This is a genomic window from Bacillus cereus group sp. RP29 (genome assembly GCF_040459765.1).
GTDB lineage: Bacteria > Bacillota > Bacilli > Bacillales > Bacillaceae_G > Bacillus_A > Bacillus_A paranthracis.
Window position 1 is genome coordinate 4,021,452 of the sequence record NZ_JARVHN010000001.1, and the last position, 19,837, is coordinate 4,041,288.

The following is a 19,837-nucleotide window of genomic DNA, read 5'->3' on the forward strand; positions in this document are numbered from 1 at the left end:
TATCATATACTAACATAGCTACTTCTCTATATCAAACATTTCGACATTCACTTATGCAAAGTTTCACACCGCTATGCTACAATATATGAATAGAACTAGGAGGGATACTATGATTCGGAAAGCAAAAAAGACAGATGCGAAACTGGTAGCACCTTTATTGTATAACGCTCTGCACGAAATTGCTGAAAAAATCACAGGTAGCACAGTTGAGACAGAAGTATTACTAGGACTTGAAACATGGTTCTCAAAAGAGAAAAATCGACTGAGCTATGAAAACTGTTTTGTATATGAACAAGACGGGGATGCAGTTGGAGTTATTGTCGCTTATCACGGTAGTGAAGCAACAATGCTTGATGCACCAATCGTACATCACTTAAGAGAATTACATAAAGATGAATCGATTACGTTAGAAAAAGAAGCCGAGCTTGATGAATATTACATTGATACTTTATCCGTTTCAAGTGTATATGGCGGAAAAGGAATTGGTTCTAAATTAATTGAAGCTGCTGAAATACATGCAACTGAAAAGGAGTATGAAAAAATCGCATTACTTGTTAATTTAGAAAACAAACGTGCCTATTCACTATACGAAAAACTAGGTTATAAAAAAGATCAAATCGTTATGCTTGTAGGCGAACCTTATGCACATCTCGTAAAACCATTAAACATCAAAATTTCTGTATCTTAAAAAAAGCACACGATTTATATAAATCGTGTGCTTTTATATTAAATTCGTATTTAATACATTTCCATTCATCGCCTCATGAAACGTATATGTTGTACATCCCCATGGCTCTCTGTGCAAGATAGGAGAACCAGACCACCCCATCGCTCTCAGTTCGGCACCAATCATTCCATTCATATAATTATGACCTACAAGAGCAATACTTCCATGTACGAGAGCGTAACGGTGTAATACGTAAGCCGCCTGCTTTGCCCTTTCTCTTGCTTCCTTATAAGACTCAACATCTTTATGGTAACCAAGTATCCATAATGTTCGTCCGATAAACATCCATACGTTAGGCTTGCATTTTATCCATTTCGGAGCATAAAAGCTCGTGGGAACTGCAGCTTCTCTAAAGAGAGGATTTTGTATAAACGATAAAGAATCCATTAATTCAGCTGCTGACTGTACAGCACACCGTTGATCACTTGATACAATCAATTTTGCTGCCTCAACCACTTCTCTTGTTTCCATTGGTATAGGTGCTTTTTCTGTTATAGTATGTAAGTCATATCCTTTCATCCATTCATGAAAGGATGTAACCGTCATTGGTTCTATAGTACGATTTAAGCGACCATGACGAATAAAAGAAATCTTCATTCTTTCCACTCTCCATTCATCACTTACGAACTCTATTATGTACTATTTTTACATATCATACCACGCAAAAAAAGAAAGTTATACACCTTTACATATCCCCGCCACTCTCATGTGTGACCCCAGCATGTATACCATCCATCCCATCAAAATATGTAGTCGTTTCATGATGACGAATCTTTTTTAAATGTATATAAGAAAATACAAATAAAATTAATGCTATAACACTCCCCACAAATTCAAACATCATTTTACCGCCTCTAATTTCTCCCACTTTAATAGGTTATTGTATTTCTTTATTATAACTCTATATAAAGATTTTTTCATTTCTCCTATTTTTTCTCAAAAAACATGGCTTTTCTACATATTTTCTTACAAAAAGTGAATATTTTTCGAATTTTTACTTTGAAAACATTTACAAAACAGGAAACATAGTTCAAAATAAAGGAAAATAAAAAATCCCAAATTATTCTTTTTTGGAAAAACTGTAACAAGGAGAGTTGCTTATGCAGATCGCAGAAACTGGAGATATCATTGAATTTAAAGGTGGAATGCAAGGCCGTGTTCAAAAAGTAAATCAAAACTCTGTTATTGTAGATATAACAATTATGGAGAATTTTAGAGAACTAGATATGGAACCTCTTACAGTTGTTAGTCATAAAAACTATACTGTCATTAATCAAAATGCATAATATAATAGAAAGAAAGGATCTGTATAACATACAGATCCTTTCTTTCTATTATATATTAACGATTATCAATTGTTTCTGGATATAAATCATGGTTCATCATGCGGTAGTCAGCCATTTTTTCATACTTCGTTCCTGGGCGACCGTAGTTACAGTAAGGATCAATTGAAATCCCTCCACGTGGTGTGAATTTACCCCATACCTCGATGTAACGTGGATCCATTAATTTAATTAAGTCATTCATAATAACGTTTATACAATCTTCGTGGAAGTCACCATGATTGCGGAAACTAAATAAATATAGTTTTAAAGATTTACTCTCTACCATTCTTTGTTCTGGAATGTAGCTAATATAAATTGTCGCAAAATCTGGTTGGCCTGTTTTCGGACATAAGCTTGTAAATTCAGGACAATTGAATTTTACAAAATAATCACGGTTTGGATGATTATTATCAAAAACCTCTAAAATTTCTGGGCTATATTCAAATAAATATTTTGTATTTTGATTTCCTAATAATGTTACATCTTTTAAATCTTCATCTAATCTTCCTGCCATTTTAAACATCCCTTCTCATTATACTCCGCGTTTATTTCCCCATACTAACGCATGAAGCTGCGGCAATACTTTTGCATTATTCATTTCTTTGCAGTTAACCGCTTTTTCAATAAGCCACTCATACTTATCTAATAGCTTTTTAATCAACATCGCATCATCCACAGTTTTTGTATCATCATTTCCTACTTGTAAGAAAAATGGTACATCTGGATAACGTTCGTGCATCTTAACTGCATACTCAAAATCATAATCGTCAAATACTACTACCTTTAAGCTAATATCTTTTCCTGCTAGCTTCTGAATTACATCATCTAACTTCTGAAAATCAGTATTCATCGTCGAGCTTGGCGGTTTCGGAGAAATCGTTATTTCATCAATTTCAAGTAACCAATCTTGCCATTTGCTCCCTTGCGTTTCGATTGCCGTTCGCATTCCATTCTCTTTTAATATAGAAAGAAGAAACTCAATATTTTTCAACAATACCGGATTTCCACCTGAAATCGTAACATGAGAAAAATTTTCGCCGCCAATTTCTACAAGCTCATTCCAAACGTCTTCTGCTGTCATCTGTCTAATTTGATCTTTAGCAGATCCATCCCACGTAAAAGCAGAATCACACCAAGCGCAGCTATAATCACAGCCAGCTGTACGGATAAACATCGTCTTTTGTCCTACAACCATTCCTTCACCTTGAATAGTCGGACCAAATATTTCTAAGACAGGGATTTTACTCATCGAGCATCCACTCCCGTCTTACTTCTGCATAACTAGTCGGAGTCTCAAATAGACGAACAAATTCAACACGAGCTCCTTTATATTCATTCACACGATTATCTTTTGTTAACGCTTCTGCCATCTTTTCATAAATCCAAACGACCATATTTTCAGCAGTTGTATTCATCGCTGGTAACGTTTCGTTTAAATAACGATGATCTAAATAAATTTCTATTTCATTCTTCCAAATTTCTTTTATATCTCCAAAGTCAATTGCAAGACCGATTTCATTTACATATCCACTAATCCCAAATACAACTTTATATGTGTGACCATGTAAGTTTTTACATTTCCCTTCATAACAGTGTAAATGGTGTGCTGCATCAAATGTAAATTCCTTGCTGACCATTACTCGTTTATTATGATATTTGAGCTGTTTACGCTGAATATCCTTGTCCATTTTTTGCAAATTTTCTACGATACGAAATCCAAAGAAATTATCCATTAGTTACTCGCTCCTTCGCGTTCTTGTAGGTACGTATCTAATCCTGCTTTACGAAGTTGACATGCTGGACATTCACCGCAACCATCACCAATGATTCCGTTATAACATGTTAATGTTTTTTCTCGAACAAACTCGAATGCTCCAAGTTCATCTGATAATTTCCATGTTTCCGCTTTATCAATCCACATAAGTGGTGTATGAATCACAAACGGATAATCCATGGATAAATTTAAAGTAACGTTTAACGATTTCACAAACACGTCACGGCAATCTGGATAACCACTAAAATCAGTTTCACATACACCCGTTACAATATGACGTGCTCCAACTTGTTTTGCTAATACAGCAGCAAATGATAAGAATAGTAAATTTCGTCCATCTACAAACGTCGATGGTAATTCCCCTTCTTCATGTGTAATCTCCATATCCGTTCTCGTTAACGCATTTGGAGCAAGTTGATTTAATAGACTCATATCTAGTACTGTATGTTTAATTCCTAGCTCTTTTGCAATTTCCGCTGCACAATCAATTTCTAACTTATGACGTTGATTGTAATTAAACGTTACAGCCTCTACTTCTGCAAACTGCTCCATTGCCCAAAATAAACATGTCGTACTATCTTGTCCTCCACTAAAAACAACAACTGCCTTTTCTTTTTTCATTTCACTCATTCTCCTTCTCTACTACGAATAAGAAGAAAGAACGTTCTTGAACTGTCACAATAAAAAAACAAAACAATACCTAAAGATATTGTTGTTTCCATAGTTTTTTATAGAGGGAGTTCGCGAACCTCTCCCGTGCATTGCACGGAATTCCTTCTTTCATTGACAAAGCTTATTGTAACATATTGTATACTACCAGAAAAAATTTCTGATTTTTCCGCTATTTCTCATTTCATTTCTTTCATTTTATAGTATGATTAATTTACTATAAGAAGAGAGGAGGCATCCCACTGAAATCCTTTATTATTTATCTCTTTCTAAATATATTATTCATCCTTGTTACAATGCTCGTATACCATTTATTTTGGAATCAAAAAGGGAAACGCTCTCCTAAATTAAATTCAGCTATATTTATTGTATTATGCTGCCTCGTTACTATACTATGTATCACTTTCGCAGCAAAAACAAATTATGGATTTCAATTTGATATGCGTCATATCGTATTAGTTGTCGGTACATTAACCGGAGGTCCTATTGCTGGTGGATCAATATTAGTTGTATTAAATATATATCGCTTCTTATTAGGAGGAATAGGTGTTTTCCCATCGCTTATCGGTTCTATCCTTCTATTTATTGTTCTACTATTTACATATAAATTTTTCAATCGAACTTCTAATCGTATAAAAATAATACTCGCTATTATATACAGTCTCACATACGGATTGAGTTGGATACCTTTCTTCCTTTCAAAGGTTACAAATAAGACTGATTATATACCACATATTATTGTGTATGAGTTATGTACGATACTTGGTACGATTCTTATTTTATATTTACTACACATATTACAAACTCAAGTTCGTCTCCAAAACGAACTTATGAATGCTGAAAAATTTCATTTAATTGGCGAAATGGCAGCGTCCATCTCTCATGAGATTCGCAATCCGTTAACTTTAACAAAAGGATTTTTACAACTTTTGCAGTCAGGTACATGCACTGAGCAAGAGCGAAAATTATATATTGACATAGCCATCAACGGAATCGAACAAGCAAATCACGTTCTTACAGATTATTTAACCTTTGCAAAACCAAGTATTGAAAAAGAACAAACATTACAGTTAGAAGAAGAACTACTGCATGCATTATCGTTAATTACACCGCTTGCTAATTTAACAAATGTGCGTACACATTATATAAAGCAAAGTACTTCTTTTTTTATCGCGGGAGAAAAACAAAAACTAAATCAATGTTTGTTAAATATTTTAAAAAACTGCATTGAGGCCATGCCAAAAGGCGGTGATCTTTATTTCACATTAGTTCCTGATCATAAGCATATTCAATTATATATAAAAGATACAGGAGTTGGTATGGATCAAGAACAAGTAAAACGTCTTGGATCCCCTTTCTATTCAACAAAAGAAAAAGGTACTGGTCTTGGAATGATGGTCGTATTCAGTGTTGTGCAAGCTATGAACGGAAAAATTGATATTATAAGTGAAAAAGGTACAGGTACAACTTTCTTATTAACTTTTCCACTCATACAAAAAACGTGATGAAATACTCATCACGTTTTTTCTGTTCCTTCAACTAATTCAGCAAAAGCTTTCACTTTTCCATGTGGTTTTTGATTTTCTTTACGTGCTTTCCAAGCGCGCTCTTCTTCTTTCTTTTTATTGGACATACTTTTCAACTCCTTCTTTTCTTTCTCTCTGTAGTATTCCAAAATAAGAAGAAAAACTATGCACATATGAAAAAGAAGTGGTCTCCCACTTCTTCCTAATTATCGCTGTAAAATTGCGTGTTTCGCTTCTTTTAACTGCGTAAGATGTCTTTGTTCATGCAAATCAAGAAATTGAACCCACTGATATAAATTCAGATCATTAAAAACAGGATGCTTTAACCCATTTTCAAATAGGTCTTTTTCATCTATAACGCTATGAAGCGCATGTAATAGTTCTTGTCGTGAATGTTCTAGTAATTGGATTCCTTGCTGTTTTTTCATTAGCGTTTCTGTTGGTTTCATTTGCTGAGGAGCTTCTCGTTTATGTGTGCGATCCAGCGTAAGTTGGAGGTCTTTAAATGGAGTCGTGTTTCTTTCATTTTTTTGTAAGGCATATACAAGGGCAGACGTGACAGATTGTTCAACTAAATGCAAGTGATGCAAAATTTGAATAATACTCCATTTATCACGACGTGGCTTTACATTCACTTCTGTATCATTTAACATTTCAATTTCTGACAATAGCGTGCTTCGGGTAGACTGTAATGAGTTCACTAAACTTTCTAAACTCACATCCATATTAGATTGAAGCATACTTCTTTCCCCCCTTTTGTTGGTGAAAAGAGGCGCTCCTTATTAGAAACACCTCTTTAGTATTCTGAATTTTCTTTTATTATCTCATCATTTTCTCATTATGTCGATGTTAAACATGTGAAAAAAAGCGCATGTTTTTTACAATTTTGTGTCGTCAATTGCTTGTAGCCATGCTTCAATTTCTGTAATAACACTTTTCACACAGCCTTCAGTAAATGGTGATGTTAAATTGGCAACTTCTACTAATTCCAAGAATGATTTACTTCCACCTTGTTGGCACAGATTCACATAATCTTCCCACGCCTCTTGTCTATTATCTCTTGCACGTTTCCAAAATTGCAGTGCACAAATTTGTGCTAACGTGTAGTCAATATAGTAGAACGGCGAGCTATAAATATGTCCTTGACGTTGCCAGAATCCACCGCGCTCTAAATAATCATTATCTTCATAATCACGATGCGGTAAATACTTTTTCTCTATATTACGCCATGCTGTCTTACGATCTTCTGGTGATGCTTCAGGGTTTTCATATACATAATGTTGATATTCATCAACAGATACACCATACGGTAAAAACAGAAGTGCTGAACTTAAGTGAGAGAAGTAATATTTATCTGCATCTTCTTCAAAGAATAACTTCATCCATGGCCATGTGAAGAATTCCATACTCATAGAGTGAATTTCACACGCTTCATATGTTGGCCAATTATATTCTGGAATTTCAAATTTACGACTTTCGTATACTTGGAAAGCATGGCCTGCTTCATGTGTTAATACGTCAATATCACCAGACGTTCCGTTAAAATTCGAGAAGATAAACGGCGCTTTATAATTCTCAATATATGTACAATATCCACCGCCAGCTTTTCCTTTTTTCGCAACTAAATCTAATAAATCATTATCTAACATGAAATTGAAAAATTCATCTGTTTCAGCCGATAACTCTTTATACATCGTTTTTCCATGATTAACAATCCAATCCGCATCTCCTTTTGGAGTTGGGTTACCTGTAGGGAATTCAAAGTTTTCGTCGTAATATGCTAACTTCTCTACACCGATACGTGCTTGTTGACGTTTTCTTAATTCCGTTGTAACGGGAACGATATAATCTAGCACTTGCTGACGATAATTTGCTACCATTTCCGCATTATAATCTGTACGGTACATTCTTGCATATCCAAGTTCAACAAAGTTTTTGAAACCTAAAGATTTGGCGATTTTCGTTCTCACTTTAACAAGCTCGTCATAAATACGATCTAACTCTTCTTCATTCTCAGCTAAAAATCCGTAATACGCCTCACTTGCTGCTTTACGTTCACTTCTCTCTTTCCCTTGCATAAATGGAATAAGCTGTGATAAAGTTCTTTCTTCTCCTGCAAAATCAATTTTTGCAGATGCTAATAATTGTGTATATTGTGAAGACAATTTATTCTCTAATTGTAAATCCTTCACGACTTCATCAGAATATGTTTTTAAATCACACTCCGCAAGAGCAAATAATTGCTTCCCATAATACGCTTCTAATTCTTCACGGAATGGAGAATGAATTAACGCATTATAATATTTTGTACCATATCCTTGTACAACTGGAGAGAATTCATCAAAGAAATCTTGCTCTTTCTTATAAAAAGCATCTGTTGTATCAACAGAATGACGAATGTAACAAAGATTCCCCATTGTACCAAAATCGTTACGAATTTCGTTAATTGAATGAATGACTTGTTTTTGTTCCTCTACAGTTTTTGCGTTATCAAACCTCTCTAAAGCAGCTGTAAACTTCTCTTTTAATTCTTCAATATTTGGCCTTTTATATTCATAGTCTTTAAATGACATGAACGAGCCTCCTCTCCATTAAATGCATCCTTTACTATAATTCAATACTTACTTCCAAATCTCCTCTTATTCTTCAACAAAATACGGCATATACTGCCATCATTACATGTAAACAAAAAAGCTTTGGATTTCTTTATCCAAAGCTCCTTTGGAACATATTATTACTTTTCATACTTTCCAATCTTTTTTAATAGATCCAGTAATTCTTCCTTTTCCTCTTTCGTTAACATTTCAAAAGACTGATGAATAACTTGCTCATGCCCTGGAAAAATAGAAGAAATAAAGTTCTCTCCAGATTCAGTTAATTGTGCATAAATAACACGTCGGTCATTCGGGCATGGAATTCTCTTTACTAATCCCTTTTTCTCTAACTTATCTACAACATATGTAATGCTGCCACTAGCTATTAAAATACGCTCACCAATTTGCTGAAGTGGTTGACCGCCTTTATGATATAGCAGTTCTAATACAGCAAACTCAGTTGGATTTAAACCGTTACTTTGTATAGACTTATTTGTCGTATCCATAACAGAACGATGTACACGAGATAATGCAATAAATACTTTTAAAGATTGAGAAATATCTTCTCGTTCATTATTTGATGTCATACAACTTTCAACCCTTCATTTAAATTCTCAGTAATAAAAAGAACAAAATAGTACTTCATATAAATTCCGAATGAGTATTCACTCATTCATTATCTCTCCCCAAATATATTATGAATGATTCTTGAATAAAAACATGACAATTTTAACATAGTTTATATATAATGATAATAAAAAAGAAGGAGTACCAAATTTGAAATTCAAATTCCACAGCATAGTTTTATATATATTGCTTGTTATCCTACCAACAACAGGGATTGGTGCTACATTTTATTCATATCATTCGTATAAAATGAAACAAGAAAATAAACAAGTTGCCCATACGGTTCTCTTTTTATATAGAGACTATTTAGATCACCACCTTGGCGAAGCAATTTCTGCCCTAGAAATGCTCGCAAAGGTCGTAGGAACCGAGACTGGAAATATTAATGGGATGAAAGAAATTGTACATGATACAGATGGAAACGATGCACGTTTTTCTGGTCTATATTACGCTACACCAGAAGGTATCATTACAATCGCATCGGAAGGTGACCAACCACCTGTTGATGTCTCAGATCGTAAATATATTCAAAACGCATTACAAACTAAGAAAACAACTGTATCATCCGTCATTACAGATCGTGTTCTTGGCCATCAAGCTATTATGATTGCTTCCCCCATTTTTAATAAACAGAAGGAGCTCTCAGGCTTATTGTTAGCAAGTTTACGCTTTGACTACATTTCATCATCTTTAAATGCCATTAAGCCACAATACCATTTTGAAGTAACTGATAAGTATGATGTAGTTTTTCTAACCGATGATAATAACGAAACAAGTGATGCACATACTAATATGCTTACTACTCCACTCCAAAGATTAGATTGGAAGGTCTCTGTTTCTCCGTTACCTATTCATCAAAAAACTTTAAACCAGTGGGTTGCCGTAGAATGTATAGCTACTTTATTTTTAATGTCAATTTTATTTTTACTCGCTCAATATATGTTGTTAAAACGACAAACAAAACTAGAAAGACAACAAAATGAACTACAAAAAATTGAATTAGTTGGAACTTTTGCAGCTAGTACCGCCCACGAAATCCGTAATCCACTTACCGGAATTAAAGGGCTCGTCGCTCTATTAAAAGAGAAATATAAAGATGAACAAGATCAGTTCTATTTTTCCATCATCGAACAAGAAATAGAACGAATTAATGAAATTGTAAGTGAATTTCTTATTCTGGGAAAGCCAACTGCAATCATTGAACAAACATATGATGTGAGAACCATTCTAAATGAGGTAGCATTAATTATTCAATCTGAGGCGAATCTACATAATATTGTATTCCATTTACATTTGCCAGACCGTCCTGTTCATATCCGATGCTCGAAAGACCATATGAAACAAGTGGTTTTAAACATTACAAAAAATGCAATTGAAGCTATGACTTTTGGCGATACACTAACTATTTTCGTAACAAACAATGAAACACACGCACAATTGCAAATTATAGATACTGGAAAAGGGATTCCAAAACATATTCAAAAACACCTCTTTCATCCGTTCTTTACTAATAAAGATACTGGAACAGGTCTTGGACTTGTCATATGTAAACGAATTATAGAGATGTACAACGGGCATATTTTTATTAACAGTATAGAAAACGAAGGAACGACAGTTCATATCGAAATTCCGTTACACATAGTATAATTATCCTTATCCCTAAAGGGTAATTATACTTATTTCATAAAACCAGCCACAAGCATTCGCCAAAAATTACTTGATTTCCCTTCATACCCAATTTGAAAAATAGGTACCTTTATAATTGATAACCATTTTGGTGTTTGTTTTTCTTTATAACACTGGTACTGTAAAATAAGCTTGTCCAATTCTTGACTAACTTGAATCGTCTCCGTACTATTTAACCCACTCGTTAAACCTAATTGAATCATCTCTTCACGTTTCATATGAATATCACGTGAAAGCTTTTCTAATGTGTACTTCCTTTTTACAGTAAACATTCATATCCCCCTTATTATACTTCCATGCTCTCTACTTCACTTCTCCATTGAACTTTTAACTGCTTATCATATTTGAATTTGAAGAATCAGAAAATTAAACATTTTCTCCCTGTAATTTACAAATCTTTACCCTCACTTTGAGAATTATTACAAATTATTCTATCTTTGTAAATACATTCGCAATAATAGACAATTTTTTTATCTCCTTTTTTTACAAACACCAATTAAATAGCGGATTCCCTATTTTCCATATACTTTTCTTCGAAATTTTTTGTTTAATTTATATAAAAACGCAAACCATAATGGTGATTGATAATATAGAAAGGAAATAGTTATATGCGCAAATATACGATTGCATTGCTTATTTTGACTATGTTTTTACCAGCCTTCTTGTTTCCTATTGAGGCTAAGGCTCATACAAATAAAGTAGCTATTGTCATTGATGACTTCGGCAATAATATGAAAGGAACTGATAAAATGTTATCACTTCCTATTCCACTAACTGTTGCTGTTATGCCTTTTCTTCCTTCCACAAAGGAAGATGCGATAGCGGCTCATAAGAAAGGACACGAAGTTATTATACATATGCCAATGGAACCGATTAAAGGTAAAAAAGAATGGCTTGGACCAAAAGCAATTACAACTGATTTAAGCGACGAAGAAATAAATAATCGACTCGAACAAGCGATTCAAGAAGTACCACATGCAATTGGGATGAATAATCATATGGGATCAAAGGTGACTGCAGACGAAAGAATTGTACGACTTATACTCGCAGCTTGTAAAAAACACGGTTTATTTTATTTAGATAGCAAAACAAATCCTAAGAGTGTCGTCCCAAAAATCGGGAAAGAATTAGGAGTACCAATTATTGAAAATCAATTATTTTTTGATGACGTGTACACAGCGGCACATATTTCAAAACAAGCCCAATTACTCATTAAAAAACTTCAAGAAAAACCGATTATGGTAGCTATCGGACATGTTGGGCCTCCAGGTGAAATTACATCACGTGTTATAGAAACCTCTATTCCTAAAATTCGTGAACATGCAGATTTTATTTTTTTATCCGATTTAGCATTATCTCCGCCTCCTGTTTCAAAATAAGATTCATGACTCAAACTAAAAAAGAGAGCAATCTGCATATAGCAAATTGCTCCCTTTCCTTTTCATCTTAAATATAATCTACATGACTCACCCTGAATCCTTTTTTCTCTATTTTTTCGATTAATTGCTTTAATCTTTTTTCATTTAACTCATCTGTTATATTGACAATAACGCGGCGAATATATTGATCGCCGTTATCTAGCGTAAATAGTCCACCGATATGAAATGCTTTCAACAATGTCCCAAGTTCTTTAATCGTTCCCTTACAATCTTGTGTTGCAATTGTTAATATATAACCACCCGTCCGCATACCAAATGAATCCTCAATAACATCAAATATATTGGAATGAGTTAAGATGCCAACAAATTCATTATAATCATTTAATACAGCTAAAAACGGCAAACGACGAATAACATAAAATGCTCTGAAGAAAGAGTCCTTTTCAAAAATAAATGCAGTGGAATCTTCCAGCATATGTTCCGTACTTAATTCCTCTAATCCACCATTACACTTCTTTTCTAAAAGATCCACTTTATAAATAATCCCCATGAATTTCTTTTCATCTTCTGCTAATACAGGGATTGCTCGAAATCCCGTTTCATTCATAATTTGCAGAGCCTTCTTACCTGAATCGTTCATTTTGCAAAATGTTACTTGCTGTTTTGGCAGAAAATGATATTTAACTCGCAAAATATGTTCCTCCTTACATGTCAACATGTAATCTATATATAATAAGGAGACCTATATTTTATGAGTAAAATTATTTTTAAAACGCTTTCATTTACTCATTGACTTGTAACGACATCACAAACATTTCATATAACAGAGCTCTTTGCACCTTTTATCATTAACAATTTTACATGGTAGTTCATTAAATATTCTATACCCTCCAACCATTTTTTCGCGTATTCTGGAGTTTTTCCCCACACAATCATGCCATAATTATGAACGAGAACTACTCCTCCACCTTCAATAAAATTCGGCACATTATTCTCTAATAAATCTGCGAATTTTTTCTCATCTTCTACAATGGGAATTGTCATTTCTGTTATACCTTCTTTTCCAAAAACACGTTCCACGCTACGTTTATCGAATGTTACTTCCCCTTTTTCTCCATACAACTCTGATATTAAATGACTATCTACAGTCTGTACTTGTAAAATACATTCTGCACTACTTTTTTTATAAATATCTGCATGCATAAATGATTCCGCAGCTGGTTTTTCTTCATTTTCAAATACTGGTTCACACATACAGTTTACAACAATAAAATCTTCTTCTGAAAATAACCCTTTATCTCTTCCTTCAACGTTTACTAAAAAAGTTAACGGCTCTTTTGACGTACAAAGTGATAAACTAATTTTTGTACCATAAAACCAATCACGAAGTGCTAGTTCAGATTTCACATCTTTTAATTCATTCCATTTCTTTAGAAAAAATAACATTTCGTCACCCCCGGCGTAATATTCATATAATGTTCGAATCCTTTCTATGTAAAAGGAGTATTTTTTGATTATTCTAAAAATTTAATTGAATTATCACATGAGAACGCCTTTTTGTCAATATAGTTTCACGTCTCTTCTTTAAAAAGGGCTATTCATATGTCTATACTCATGTATATTGACTATTTCATTTTATACATAAAAAATACGTTATTCTTTTTCAATCAAAGAATAACGTATTTTCTCATCTTTTATTTCGTCATTGCGTTATATAAGAACTGTGCATATTGTTCACGTGTTACAAAATCATCACCTAAAAAGTTTCCTTTTCCATCACCTTTTGATATGTTATTGTCCGCTAACGCTTTCACATATTCTTCTGCCCAATGACCAGTTGGTACATCATTAAAGTTCACTTTATTATTTTCATCTTCTTTTAGCTGAAATACTTTATATAATACTACAGACATTTCGTATCGAGTTAATACTCCACCTGGACGAAACTCCCCAGTACCATCTCCTTGCATAATTCCAGCTTGCGCAACTGTAGCAATATCTTGCTCAAACATATGTCCCTTCGTATCTGTAAATCTCTCTTTCTGCTCTACTTTATGTTCTAATTTCAAATACCTTTGTACTAAAGACGCAACTTGTCCACGAGTAATACGATCCCCAAATCCAAATTGTCCATTTCCATATCCCTTAAAAATATTTTCTTTCGCTAAATAATGAATTGCTTCCTCTGACCAATGTCCTTTTGGTACATCTTTAAATTCTACTACTCCTACTTTTTCATCTTCTTTAGAATTATTGTCTTCTTTAGAAGTGTTATCTTCTTTACTTTCTACCACATTTTGAATCACAGATCCTGTGAAGAAGATTCCTGTATCCGCAAATGGATCTTTTACACCAAATTCATATACTTTCTCACCCGGTGTACTCCACTTAACTGCATCATTACTATACGTACCACCTTCGCTCTTTAAACGAATTTTTGTAGAGATTTTACCATCTTTCTCGTATATAGGTACTTTTACTTCTTTATTTACTTCTGTTTCCTCTAAAAATACTTTTTGATTTTGAACATTGATATAGGCTGTTTTACTTAGTTCTATAACTGGTCGAACATCACTAATTTCATTTGCAACAAAACTTAAGAATACTAACTTTTTCAAATTGCTAGCTGGTGTTAAGTCTGAAATATAATTCGCTTCTAAATCAAGCTTTTGTAAGTTTACTAGACTTGATAATGGAGTAATATCCTTTAACTCATTGTTAGGTAAGTGTAATTGTTTTAACTGTGTCATCTTACTTAGAGGAGTAACATCTTTTATTTCATTTTTCCCGATCCACAATTCTTCTAATTGCTTCATTTGCTCAATACCGGATAAATCTTTTACTTTATTACGTGTTAATACTAAGTCTTTTAAAGGTAATGAATATAACGGTTTAATATCTTCAATTTGATTACCTGCTAAAGTTAAATATGTTACATTTTTCAACGCGCTTAATGGCGCAACATTCGTAATTTTATTATTTGCTAAATTCAAGTAATCTAGTTGTTCCATTTTCGCTAATGCTGTTACATCTTCTATTTGGTTACCTGATAAATATAAACTTTTTACATTTTTCATTTCAATTAGTGGTGCAACGTTCGTAATTTTATTATTACTTAAATCAAGAGAATCTAAATTATCCATCTTAACAAGTGGTGTTACATCTGAAAATTCATTACCACGTAAAGCTAAATGTTTCAATTGTTTTAAGCTCGTAAAGAATGATGGATCTTTTATCTTCGCATTCGCAACTGTTAAAGATTTTAAATTTGGCATATATTTTAATGCACTATAATCCAGTATCTCATTCGTATTTAAAAACAAGTCCTTTACTTGTAATAACTCTTCTTTCGTGATTGGTGTATTTAAATCTTTTCTATTAAATACCTTTTTATTAACAAGCTCTCTTAATTTATTATCTGTTATCATATTTTGATTATCAACTGGATGATCCGTCTCCATATTGCCTGAATTAGAGTTATCATCTCGTTTCTCTGTTTCTTTGTCACCTACAGTTGGATCTTTAATTTCAAATTGAACTTGATATTTGTGATCATATCCAATAGCCGGAATAAGTATATGCATTTGCATATTGTGCTTCTTCTCAAACTCGCCAATTTCAAATTGAACTACTTTCGTTCCATTCTTCCTCTTATCTTCTGACAAAACTTTCACATCATGAAATACGCCAGGTTGGTTTTTATCCTCTATTCTAAGATATTGAAAATAATCGCTATCTTGCATTGTTACAGTTACAATTTTTTTCCCATCCGCAATCGTTACTTTAGGATCTTTTATATATTGAGAAACCATAGATGGCTCGTCTTTTTGATCCTTATATATTTTAATCTCAGTATCGTATGTACGTTCACTAGCTGCCGCTACCGATTGGTTTGCCTCAATTTTTATTGCTGCTAACGCTGGAGTAGAGTATGCAGCAAATGGAATTGCTAATGTTGTCGCTACTACTAGCGCCTTCATATAATTTTTTTTCAAAATAATATCCCCTATCATATATAATCTTCATAATTGATAAACATTATCAATTACTCATAAATAAATGATAATGAATATCATTATCGATGTCAACGAGAATATTACATTAAATTTATATTTTTAAAGGCAAAAAATATAAAAGCCCTTTATTCAAAGAGCTTTTTTACCTATCGTATGAAGAATTTCATTTTTCTCCTTCTCATTGATGACACCAATTTTTTGCAAAATATTTGCATACAATACAAGTTTATTATATATCCGTTCTGACATACTTCCCCTTCTTTCCTTCGACCAACTTTTTTTGTATTGGTAAATTATATGAAAGAGATGGGAAAATGTGTCCACTTTTTTTTGCATAAATACAAATCTTTTATCCCGCTATTTGCAGGCAGTAAAACTCCCACCTCACAATCAGGTGGGAGTTCTACGTATTTAACAAATTGTCCATTGAATATTATGCCTTTTAACTTCCTCTTCAAAACTATAGGGCATTTTCTTATCACAAATTACATGTTGAATGCGCGAAAACGCTGCTATTCGGTAATTTCCTTTTACGCCTACCTTTGTATGATCACATAAAATATATGTTTTCTCTGCTAATTTCATCATCGCTTCTGACAGTTTCGCCTTTTCTAATTCAAAACTAGAAACTCCAAAACCAGGTAATAATCCATCAATCGAAACAAATGCTTTATGAAAATGAAATTGCTGGATAACTTGCTGCGAAATAGATCCTGATACGCGTGAATGTTTTGGAGATACTTTTCCACCAATAAATAAAACTTCACCGTGAAACATCTTTTTATTAATAGAAGAAATTAATTGTGTCGCTACTGGAAATGAACTTGTTACAATCGTTAAATTTTTGCGATGTACAAGATATGGTACCATTTGAAGTGGTGTACTTCCGTCATCAATCGCAATCACATCTCCATCTTCTACAAATGTTGCTGCTTTATACCCAATTCGCTTCTTCTCTTCTATATGTAGCATCTCTCGTTCTAACATTGGTGCCTCTATTCCAGCTCCCGGAAGTTGGACGGCTCCACCATACACTTTCTTCAACTTCTTTTCACGATCCAATTCTTCTAAATAACGACGAATCGTCTCTGTTGATACAGCAAACTCTCTCGCTAATTCTGAAACTTTTACCTTCCCTTTAAACTCTACCTTCTCAAGAATGGTTCGCTTTCTTTCTTCACCTACTACAGACATAACCTCACCCCATTGATTTCTACCTCATACACTGCCTTACTTATACAAAGTTATAACTTTCCTTTTCAACGAAAACTTCCTCGTGAATATGAATACCACGCTTTTTTAGTTCATCAAAAATAATTTGTGGTTTGGCAAAAGCTTCCTCGGGTGTCACAACACCAACTTTATTTACATTCCCATTTGCGATTAGCTCTGTAGCAATCCCAAATGGAATACCGACGTTTCTCGTATAAGCTCTTAATTTTTCCCATCCTACAACAGATCCATCAGATAACGGGTGTGTATGATATAATACACGTCTTTGTTTCTCATTATTTTTCATACCTATTACTTCTACATGAAGTGCATAACCGTAAATCTCTGTTTCTTGTCCTTCTTTCGATTGCAATAAATACTTCGCAATACAATCCATTATGCCGATTTCTTTTCCATTTATTTCAACTGGATCATTACGCAATATACCGTAATCATACAATGCACGTACGAGCTGCATATTTTGCTTTGGCCAAGTTCCTCTCGTCTCTATTAGTTTAACGCCTTTATTTTCTAATGCTTTTGCTAACGTAATCGTTTCAGAATGCGGTATGATATATTGCGTTGTCTTACCATAAGGCGCCGGTAATTCAATTTCTCTTGGACGCGCAAACGGAGGCACTTGCTTAAACTCACCATCTTCATACACTGTACGCGATGGCAAATGTGGATCATATTCATATGTCGTTGTTTCTGTAATGGATGCAGAAAAAGCAATAGGACGATACGAACCATGACTTACACGAACTGACTCTACAGTATGTAACTGATTTGCTGCATGCATCGCCATCATTTGCGTTACACCTGGCGTCATACCAAACCCAGGTAAACATGTTTTTCCGTTTTGAACAAATATAGAATGCGAATCATTTTCTTCACCAAATCCATTTAAATTCACACCGTGACAACCTGCTTCTGCAATACATCGAGTAGATAATCCATTTAACTTAATTGTTGTACCATCCATTACAATGTCATAGCCCTTCATTTTTGCAACCGTATCCACATGATTCGTTACATCTACTTTCACAAAATCAACGCGAGGATCGTTGAGCCATTCTACTACTTTAAGCCCCTCTTCTTCGTTAAAATCTGCTACTGTAATCGTCTCAAAAGATGAAAATTGCACTAAATCTAAAATTGCTTCACGACAAATTTTACCTGCTCCACCTAAGCAAAATACTTTCAACCTATAACAACTCCTTTAGCGATACTATCAACTAAGCGATGAATATCTGCCTCATGTACATCACCGATATTTCCAATGCGGAATGTATCTACTTTTGAAATTTTACCTGGATATATAACAAATCCATCACGCTTTAATTCATTGTATAATTGATCAAAATCAAACCATTCTTCTGGATAAATGAAAGATGTAATAATAGGCGATTGATATTTTTCATCTACTAGTGGCTTAAATCCGATTTCTCTCATTCGATTCACTAATAGTTTTTGATTGTTATCATATCGATTGTAACGTGCTTTTACTCCGCCCTCTTTTTCTAATTCAAGTAGTGCTTGATAAAAAGCGTGTACAACATGTGTAGGTGATGTAAAACGCCATTTCCCATTTTGTTTTTCCATTGTTTCCCATTGATCGTATAAATCTAAAGATAATGAACGTGCCTGCCCTTTACATTTCAACAATTCATCGCGCTTTGCAATAACAAATCCGAACCCTGGAACCCCTTGAATACATTTATTCGCACTACTAATTAGAAAGTCAATTTGCAACTCAGCGATATCTATTTCAATACCACCAAAACTACTCATTGCATCAACTAGTGTTACTTTTCCGTATTGCTTCCCTAATTTACATACATCTACAATTGGATTGATAATACCTGTTGTTGTTTCACAATGAACAACTGCAATATGTGTAATCTCTTTATCTTGTTGTAATATTTTTTCTACTTCTACAATATTAGTAGGCTCCCACTCTTCTGTTTGACTGACCACCACATCTATATGTAACATCTCTGCCATTTGTACAATTCGCTTACCATACGCACCATTTGTACAAACAAGCAGCTTTCCGTTTTTTGGAATGACAGAACCGATTACTGCTTCAACTGAAAACGTACCGCTTCCTTGCATTAATACTGTTGTATATCTTTCTTCTTCCTTCGTTGCTAACGATACAAGTTTAGCTCTTACTTGTTGCACCATCATGTTATATTCAACATCCCACGTACACCAATCGTATAGCATAACTTCTTTTACTGTTTTTGTTGTCGTTAATGGTCCTGGCGTTAATAATAAGTAGTGATTTTCAGTCATG

General features: G+C 33.8%; 22 protein-coding genes and 1 riboswitch. Of the genes, 5 read left to right on the forward strand and 17 right to left on the reverse strand.

Features of this window, described 5'->3' with window-relative positions; genetic code table 11:
- Nucleotides 1–109: 109 nt before the first annotated feature.
- Complete coding sequence (locus QCI47_RS21305) at nucleotides 110–688, forward strand: GNAT family N-acetyltransferase (RefSeq protein ID WP_071741613.1); 579 nt, start codon at nucleotides 110–112, stop codon at nucleotides 686–688.
- A 33-nt stretch (nucleotides 689–721) separates the two neighbouring features.
- On the opposite strand, the gene QCI47_RS21310 is transcribed toward QCI47_RS21305, so the two are convergent.
- The gene (locus QCI47_RS21310) at nucleotides 722–1,324 is read right to left on the reverse strand and encodes a histidine phosphatase family protein (protein ID WP_071741612.1); all 603 of its coding nucleotides are present in this window, start codon (nucleotides 1,322–1,324) and stop codon (nucleotides 722–724) included.
- Nucleotides 1,325–1,412: 88 nt separating this feature from the next.
- Nucleotides 1,413–1,595, reverse strand: coding sequence for a hypothetical protein (locus QCI47_RS21315; protein ID WP_001997014.1), 183 nt, complete (start codon nucleotides 1,593–1,595; stop codon nucleotides 1,413–1,415).
- A gap of 232 nt (nucleotides 1,596–1,827) precedes the next feature.
- On the opposite strand from QCI47_RS21315, the gene QCI47_RS21320 reads away from it, so the two are divergent.
- Nucleotides 1,828–2,013 carry a YkvS family protein gene (locus QCI47_RS21320; RefSeq protein WP_001165081.1) on the forward strand — a complete coding sequence of 62 codons (186 nt, stop codon included), beginning with the start codon at nucleotides 1,828–1,830 and terminating at the stop codon, nucleotides 2,011–2,013.
- Between the two features lie 55 nt (nucleotides 2,014–2,068).
- On the opposite strand, the gene queF is transcribed toward QCI47_RS21320, so the two are convergent.
- Genes queF through queC form a run of 4 tightly spaced genes read right to left on the reverse strand, consistent with a single transcriptional unit; the run spans nucleotide 2,069 to nucleotide 4,447 of the window.
- Nucleotides 2,069–2,566 (reverse strand): preQ(1) synthase, encoded by a 498-nt coding sequence (gene queF / locus QCI47_RS21325; RefSeq protein WP_309422142.1) that lies wholly within the window; start codon nucleotides 2,564–2,566, stop codon nucleotides 2,069–2,071.
- 18 nt (nucleotides 2,567–2,584) lie between these two features.
- The gene (gene queE / locus QCI47_RS21330) at nucleotides 2,585–3,301 is read right to left on the reverse strand and encodes a 7-carboxy-7-deazaguanine synthase QueE (protein WP_000036283.1); all 717 of its coding nucleotides are present in this window, start codon (nucleotides 3,299–3,301) and stop codon (nucleotides 2,585–2,587) included.
- Nucleotides 3,294–3,785 (reverse strand): 6-carboxytetrahydropterin synthase QueD, encoded by a 492-nt coding sequence (gene queD / locus QCI47_RS21335; RefSeq protein ID WP_000368413.1) that lies wholly within the window; start codon nucleotides 3,783–3,785, stop codon nucleotides 3,294–3,296. The genes queE and queD overlap by 8 nt, the downstream gene beginning before the upstream one ends.
- Nucleotides 3,785–4,447, reverse strand: coding sequence for a 7-cyano-7-deazaguanine synthase QueC (gene queC, locus QCI47_RS21340; RefSeq protein WP_000711607.1), 663 nt, complete (start codon nucleotides 4,445–4,447; stop codon nucleotides 3,785–3,787). Before queC ends, queD begins: the two co-directional genes overlap by 1 nt.
- A gap of 93 nt (nucleotides 4,448–4,540) precedes the next feature.
- Nucleotides 4,541–4,584, reverse strand: a riboswitch (PreQ1 riboswitch).
- Nucleotides 4,585–4,791: 207 nt separating this feature from the next.
- On the opposite strand from queC, the gene kinB reads away from it, so the two are divergent.
- Nucleotides 4,792–6,000, forward strand: a complete 1,209-nt coding sequence (gene kinB, locus QCI47_RS21345) for a sporulation sensor histidine kinase KinB (protein ID WP_076856612.1) — start codon at nucleotides 4,792–4,794, stop codon at nucleotides 5,998–6,000.
- An 11-nt stretch (nucleotides 6,001–6,011) separates the two neighbouring features.
- Here kinB and QCI47_RS21350 read toward each other — a convergent pair whose 3' ends face one another.
- The 4 genes from QCI47_RS21350 to QCI47_RS21365 form a co-directional block, all read right to left on the reverse strand.
- The gene (locus QCI47_RS21350; RefSeq protein WP_000066280.1) at nucleotides 6,012–6,128 is read right to left on the reverse strand and encodes a DUF6254 family protein; all 117 of its coding nucleotides are present in this window, start codon (nucleotides 6,126–6,128) and stop codon (nucleotides 6,012–6,014) included.
- Between the two features lie 99 nt (nucleotides 6,129–6,227).
- Nucleotides 6,228–6,761 (reverse strand): DinB family protein, encoded by a 534-nt coding sequence (locus QCI47_RS21355; RefSeq protein ID WP_000941973.1) that lies wholly within the window; start codon nucleotides 6,759–6,761, stop codon nucleotides 6,228–6,230.
- A 138-nt stretch (nucleotides 6,762–6,899) separates the two neighbouring features.
- A complete protein-coding gene (locus QCI47_RS21360; RefSeq protein WP_000008563.1) occupies nucleotides 6,900–8,594 on the reverse strand; it encodes a M3 family oligoendopeptidase in 1,695 nt (564 codons plus the stop codon).
- 161 nt (nucleotides 8,595–8,755) lie between these two features.
- Complete coding sequence (locus QCI47_RS21365) at nucleotides 8,756–9,202, reverse strand: MarR family winged helix-turn-helix transcriptional regulator (protein ID WP_000203342.1); 447 nt, start codon at nucleotides 9,200–9,202, stop codon at nucleotides 8,756–8,758.
- 190 nt (nucleotides 9,203–9,392) lie between these two features.
- On the opposite strand from QCI47_RS21365, the gene QCI47_RS21370 reads away from it, so the two are divergent.
- Nucleotides 9,393–10,889 (forward strand): DUF3149 domain-containing protein, encoded by a 1,497-nt coding sequence (locus QCI47_RS21370; RefSeq protein WP_000669144.1) that lies wholly within the window; start codon nucleotides 9,393–9,395, stop codon nucleotides 10,887–10,889.
- Nucleotides 10,890–10,918: 29 nt separating this feature from the next.
- On the opposite strand, the gene QCI47_RS21375 is transcribed toward QCI47_RS21370, so the two are convergent.
- Nucleotides 10,919–11,200, reverse strand: coding sequence for an aspartyl-phosphate phosphatase Spo0E family protein (locus QCI47_RS21375; RefSeq protein WP_000495540.1), 282 nt, complete (start codon nucleotides 11,198–11,200; stop codon nucleotides 10,919–10,921).
- Between the two features lie 336 nt (nucleotides 11,201–11,536).
- Here QCI47_RS21375 and QCI47_RS21380 point away from each other — a divergent pair, with 336 nt between their 5' ends.
- The gene (locus QCI47_RS21380; RefSeq protein WP_001234121.1) at nucleotides 11,537–12,307 is read left to right on the forward strand and encodes a divergent polysaccharide deacetylase family protein; all 771 of its coding nucleotides are present in this window, start codon (nucleotides 11,537–11,539) and stop codon (nucleotides 12,305–12,307) included.
- Nucleotides 12,308–12,374: 67 nt separating this feature from the next.
- Here the strand turns inward: QCI47_RS21380 and cbpA are convergent, their stop codons facing one another.
- The 6 genes from cbpA to phnW all read right to left on the reverse strand — a co-directional run bounded on the left by cbpA (nucleotide 12,375) and on the right by phnW (nucleotide 19,836).
- Nucleotides 12,375–12,998, reverse strand: coding sequence for a cyclic di-AMP binding protein CbpA (gene cbpA, locus QCI47_RS21385; protein WP_001264219.1), 624 nt, complete (start codon nucleotides 12,996–12,998; stop codon nucleotides 12,375–12,377).
- Between the two features lie 125 nt (nucleotides 12,999–13,123).
- Complete coding sequence (locus tag QCI47_RS21390; protein WP_000895995.1) at nucleotides 13,124–13,753, reverse strand: class II aldolase/adducin family protein; 630 nt, start codon at nucleotides 13,751–13,753, stop codon at nucleotides 13,124–13,126.
- Nucleotides 13,754–14,001: 248 nt separating this feature from the next.
- Nucleotides 14,002–16,320, reverse strand: coding sequence for an NEAT domain-containing leucine-rich repeat protein (locus QCI47_RS21395; RefSeq protein ID WP_309422139.1), 2,319 nt, complete (start codon nucleotides 16,318–16,320; stop codon nucleotides 14,002–14,004).
- Nucleotides 16,321–16,734: 414 nt separating this feature from the next.
- Nucleotides 16,735–17,517, reverse strand: a complete 783-nt coding sequence (locus QCI47_RS21400; RefSeq protein WP_000117662.1) for a DeoR/GlpR family DNA-binding transcription regulator — start codon at nucleotides 17,515–17,517, stop codon at nucleotides 16,735–16,737.
- Between the two features lie 40 nt (nucleotides 17,518–17,557).
- The gene (locus tag QCI47_RS21405) at nucleotides 17,558–18,742 is read right to left on the reverse strand and encodes a saccharopine dehydrogenase family protein (protein ID WP_240814292.1); all 1,185 of its coding nucleotides are present in this window, start codon (nucleotides 18,740–18,742) and stop codon (nucleotides 17,558–17,560) included.
- Nucleotides 18,739–19,836 carry a 2-aminoethylphosphonate--pyruvate transaminase gene (gene phnW / locus QCI47_RS21410; protein WP_098671392.1) on the reverse strand — a complete coding sequence of 366 codons (1,098 nt, stop codon included), beginning with the start codon at nucleotides 19,834–19,836 and terminating at the stop codon, nucleotides 18,739–18,741. The genes QCI47_RS21405 and phnW overlap by 4 nt, the downstream gene beginning before the upstream one ends.
- Nucleotide 19,837 lies beyond the last annotated feature (1 nt).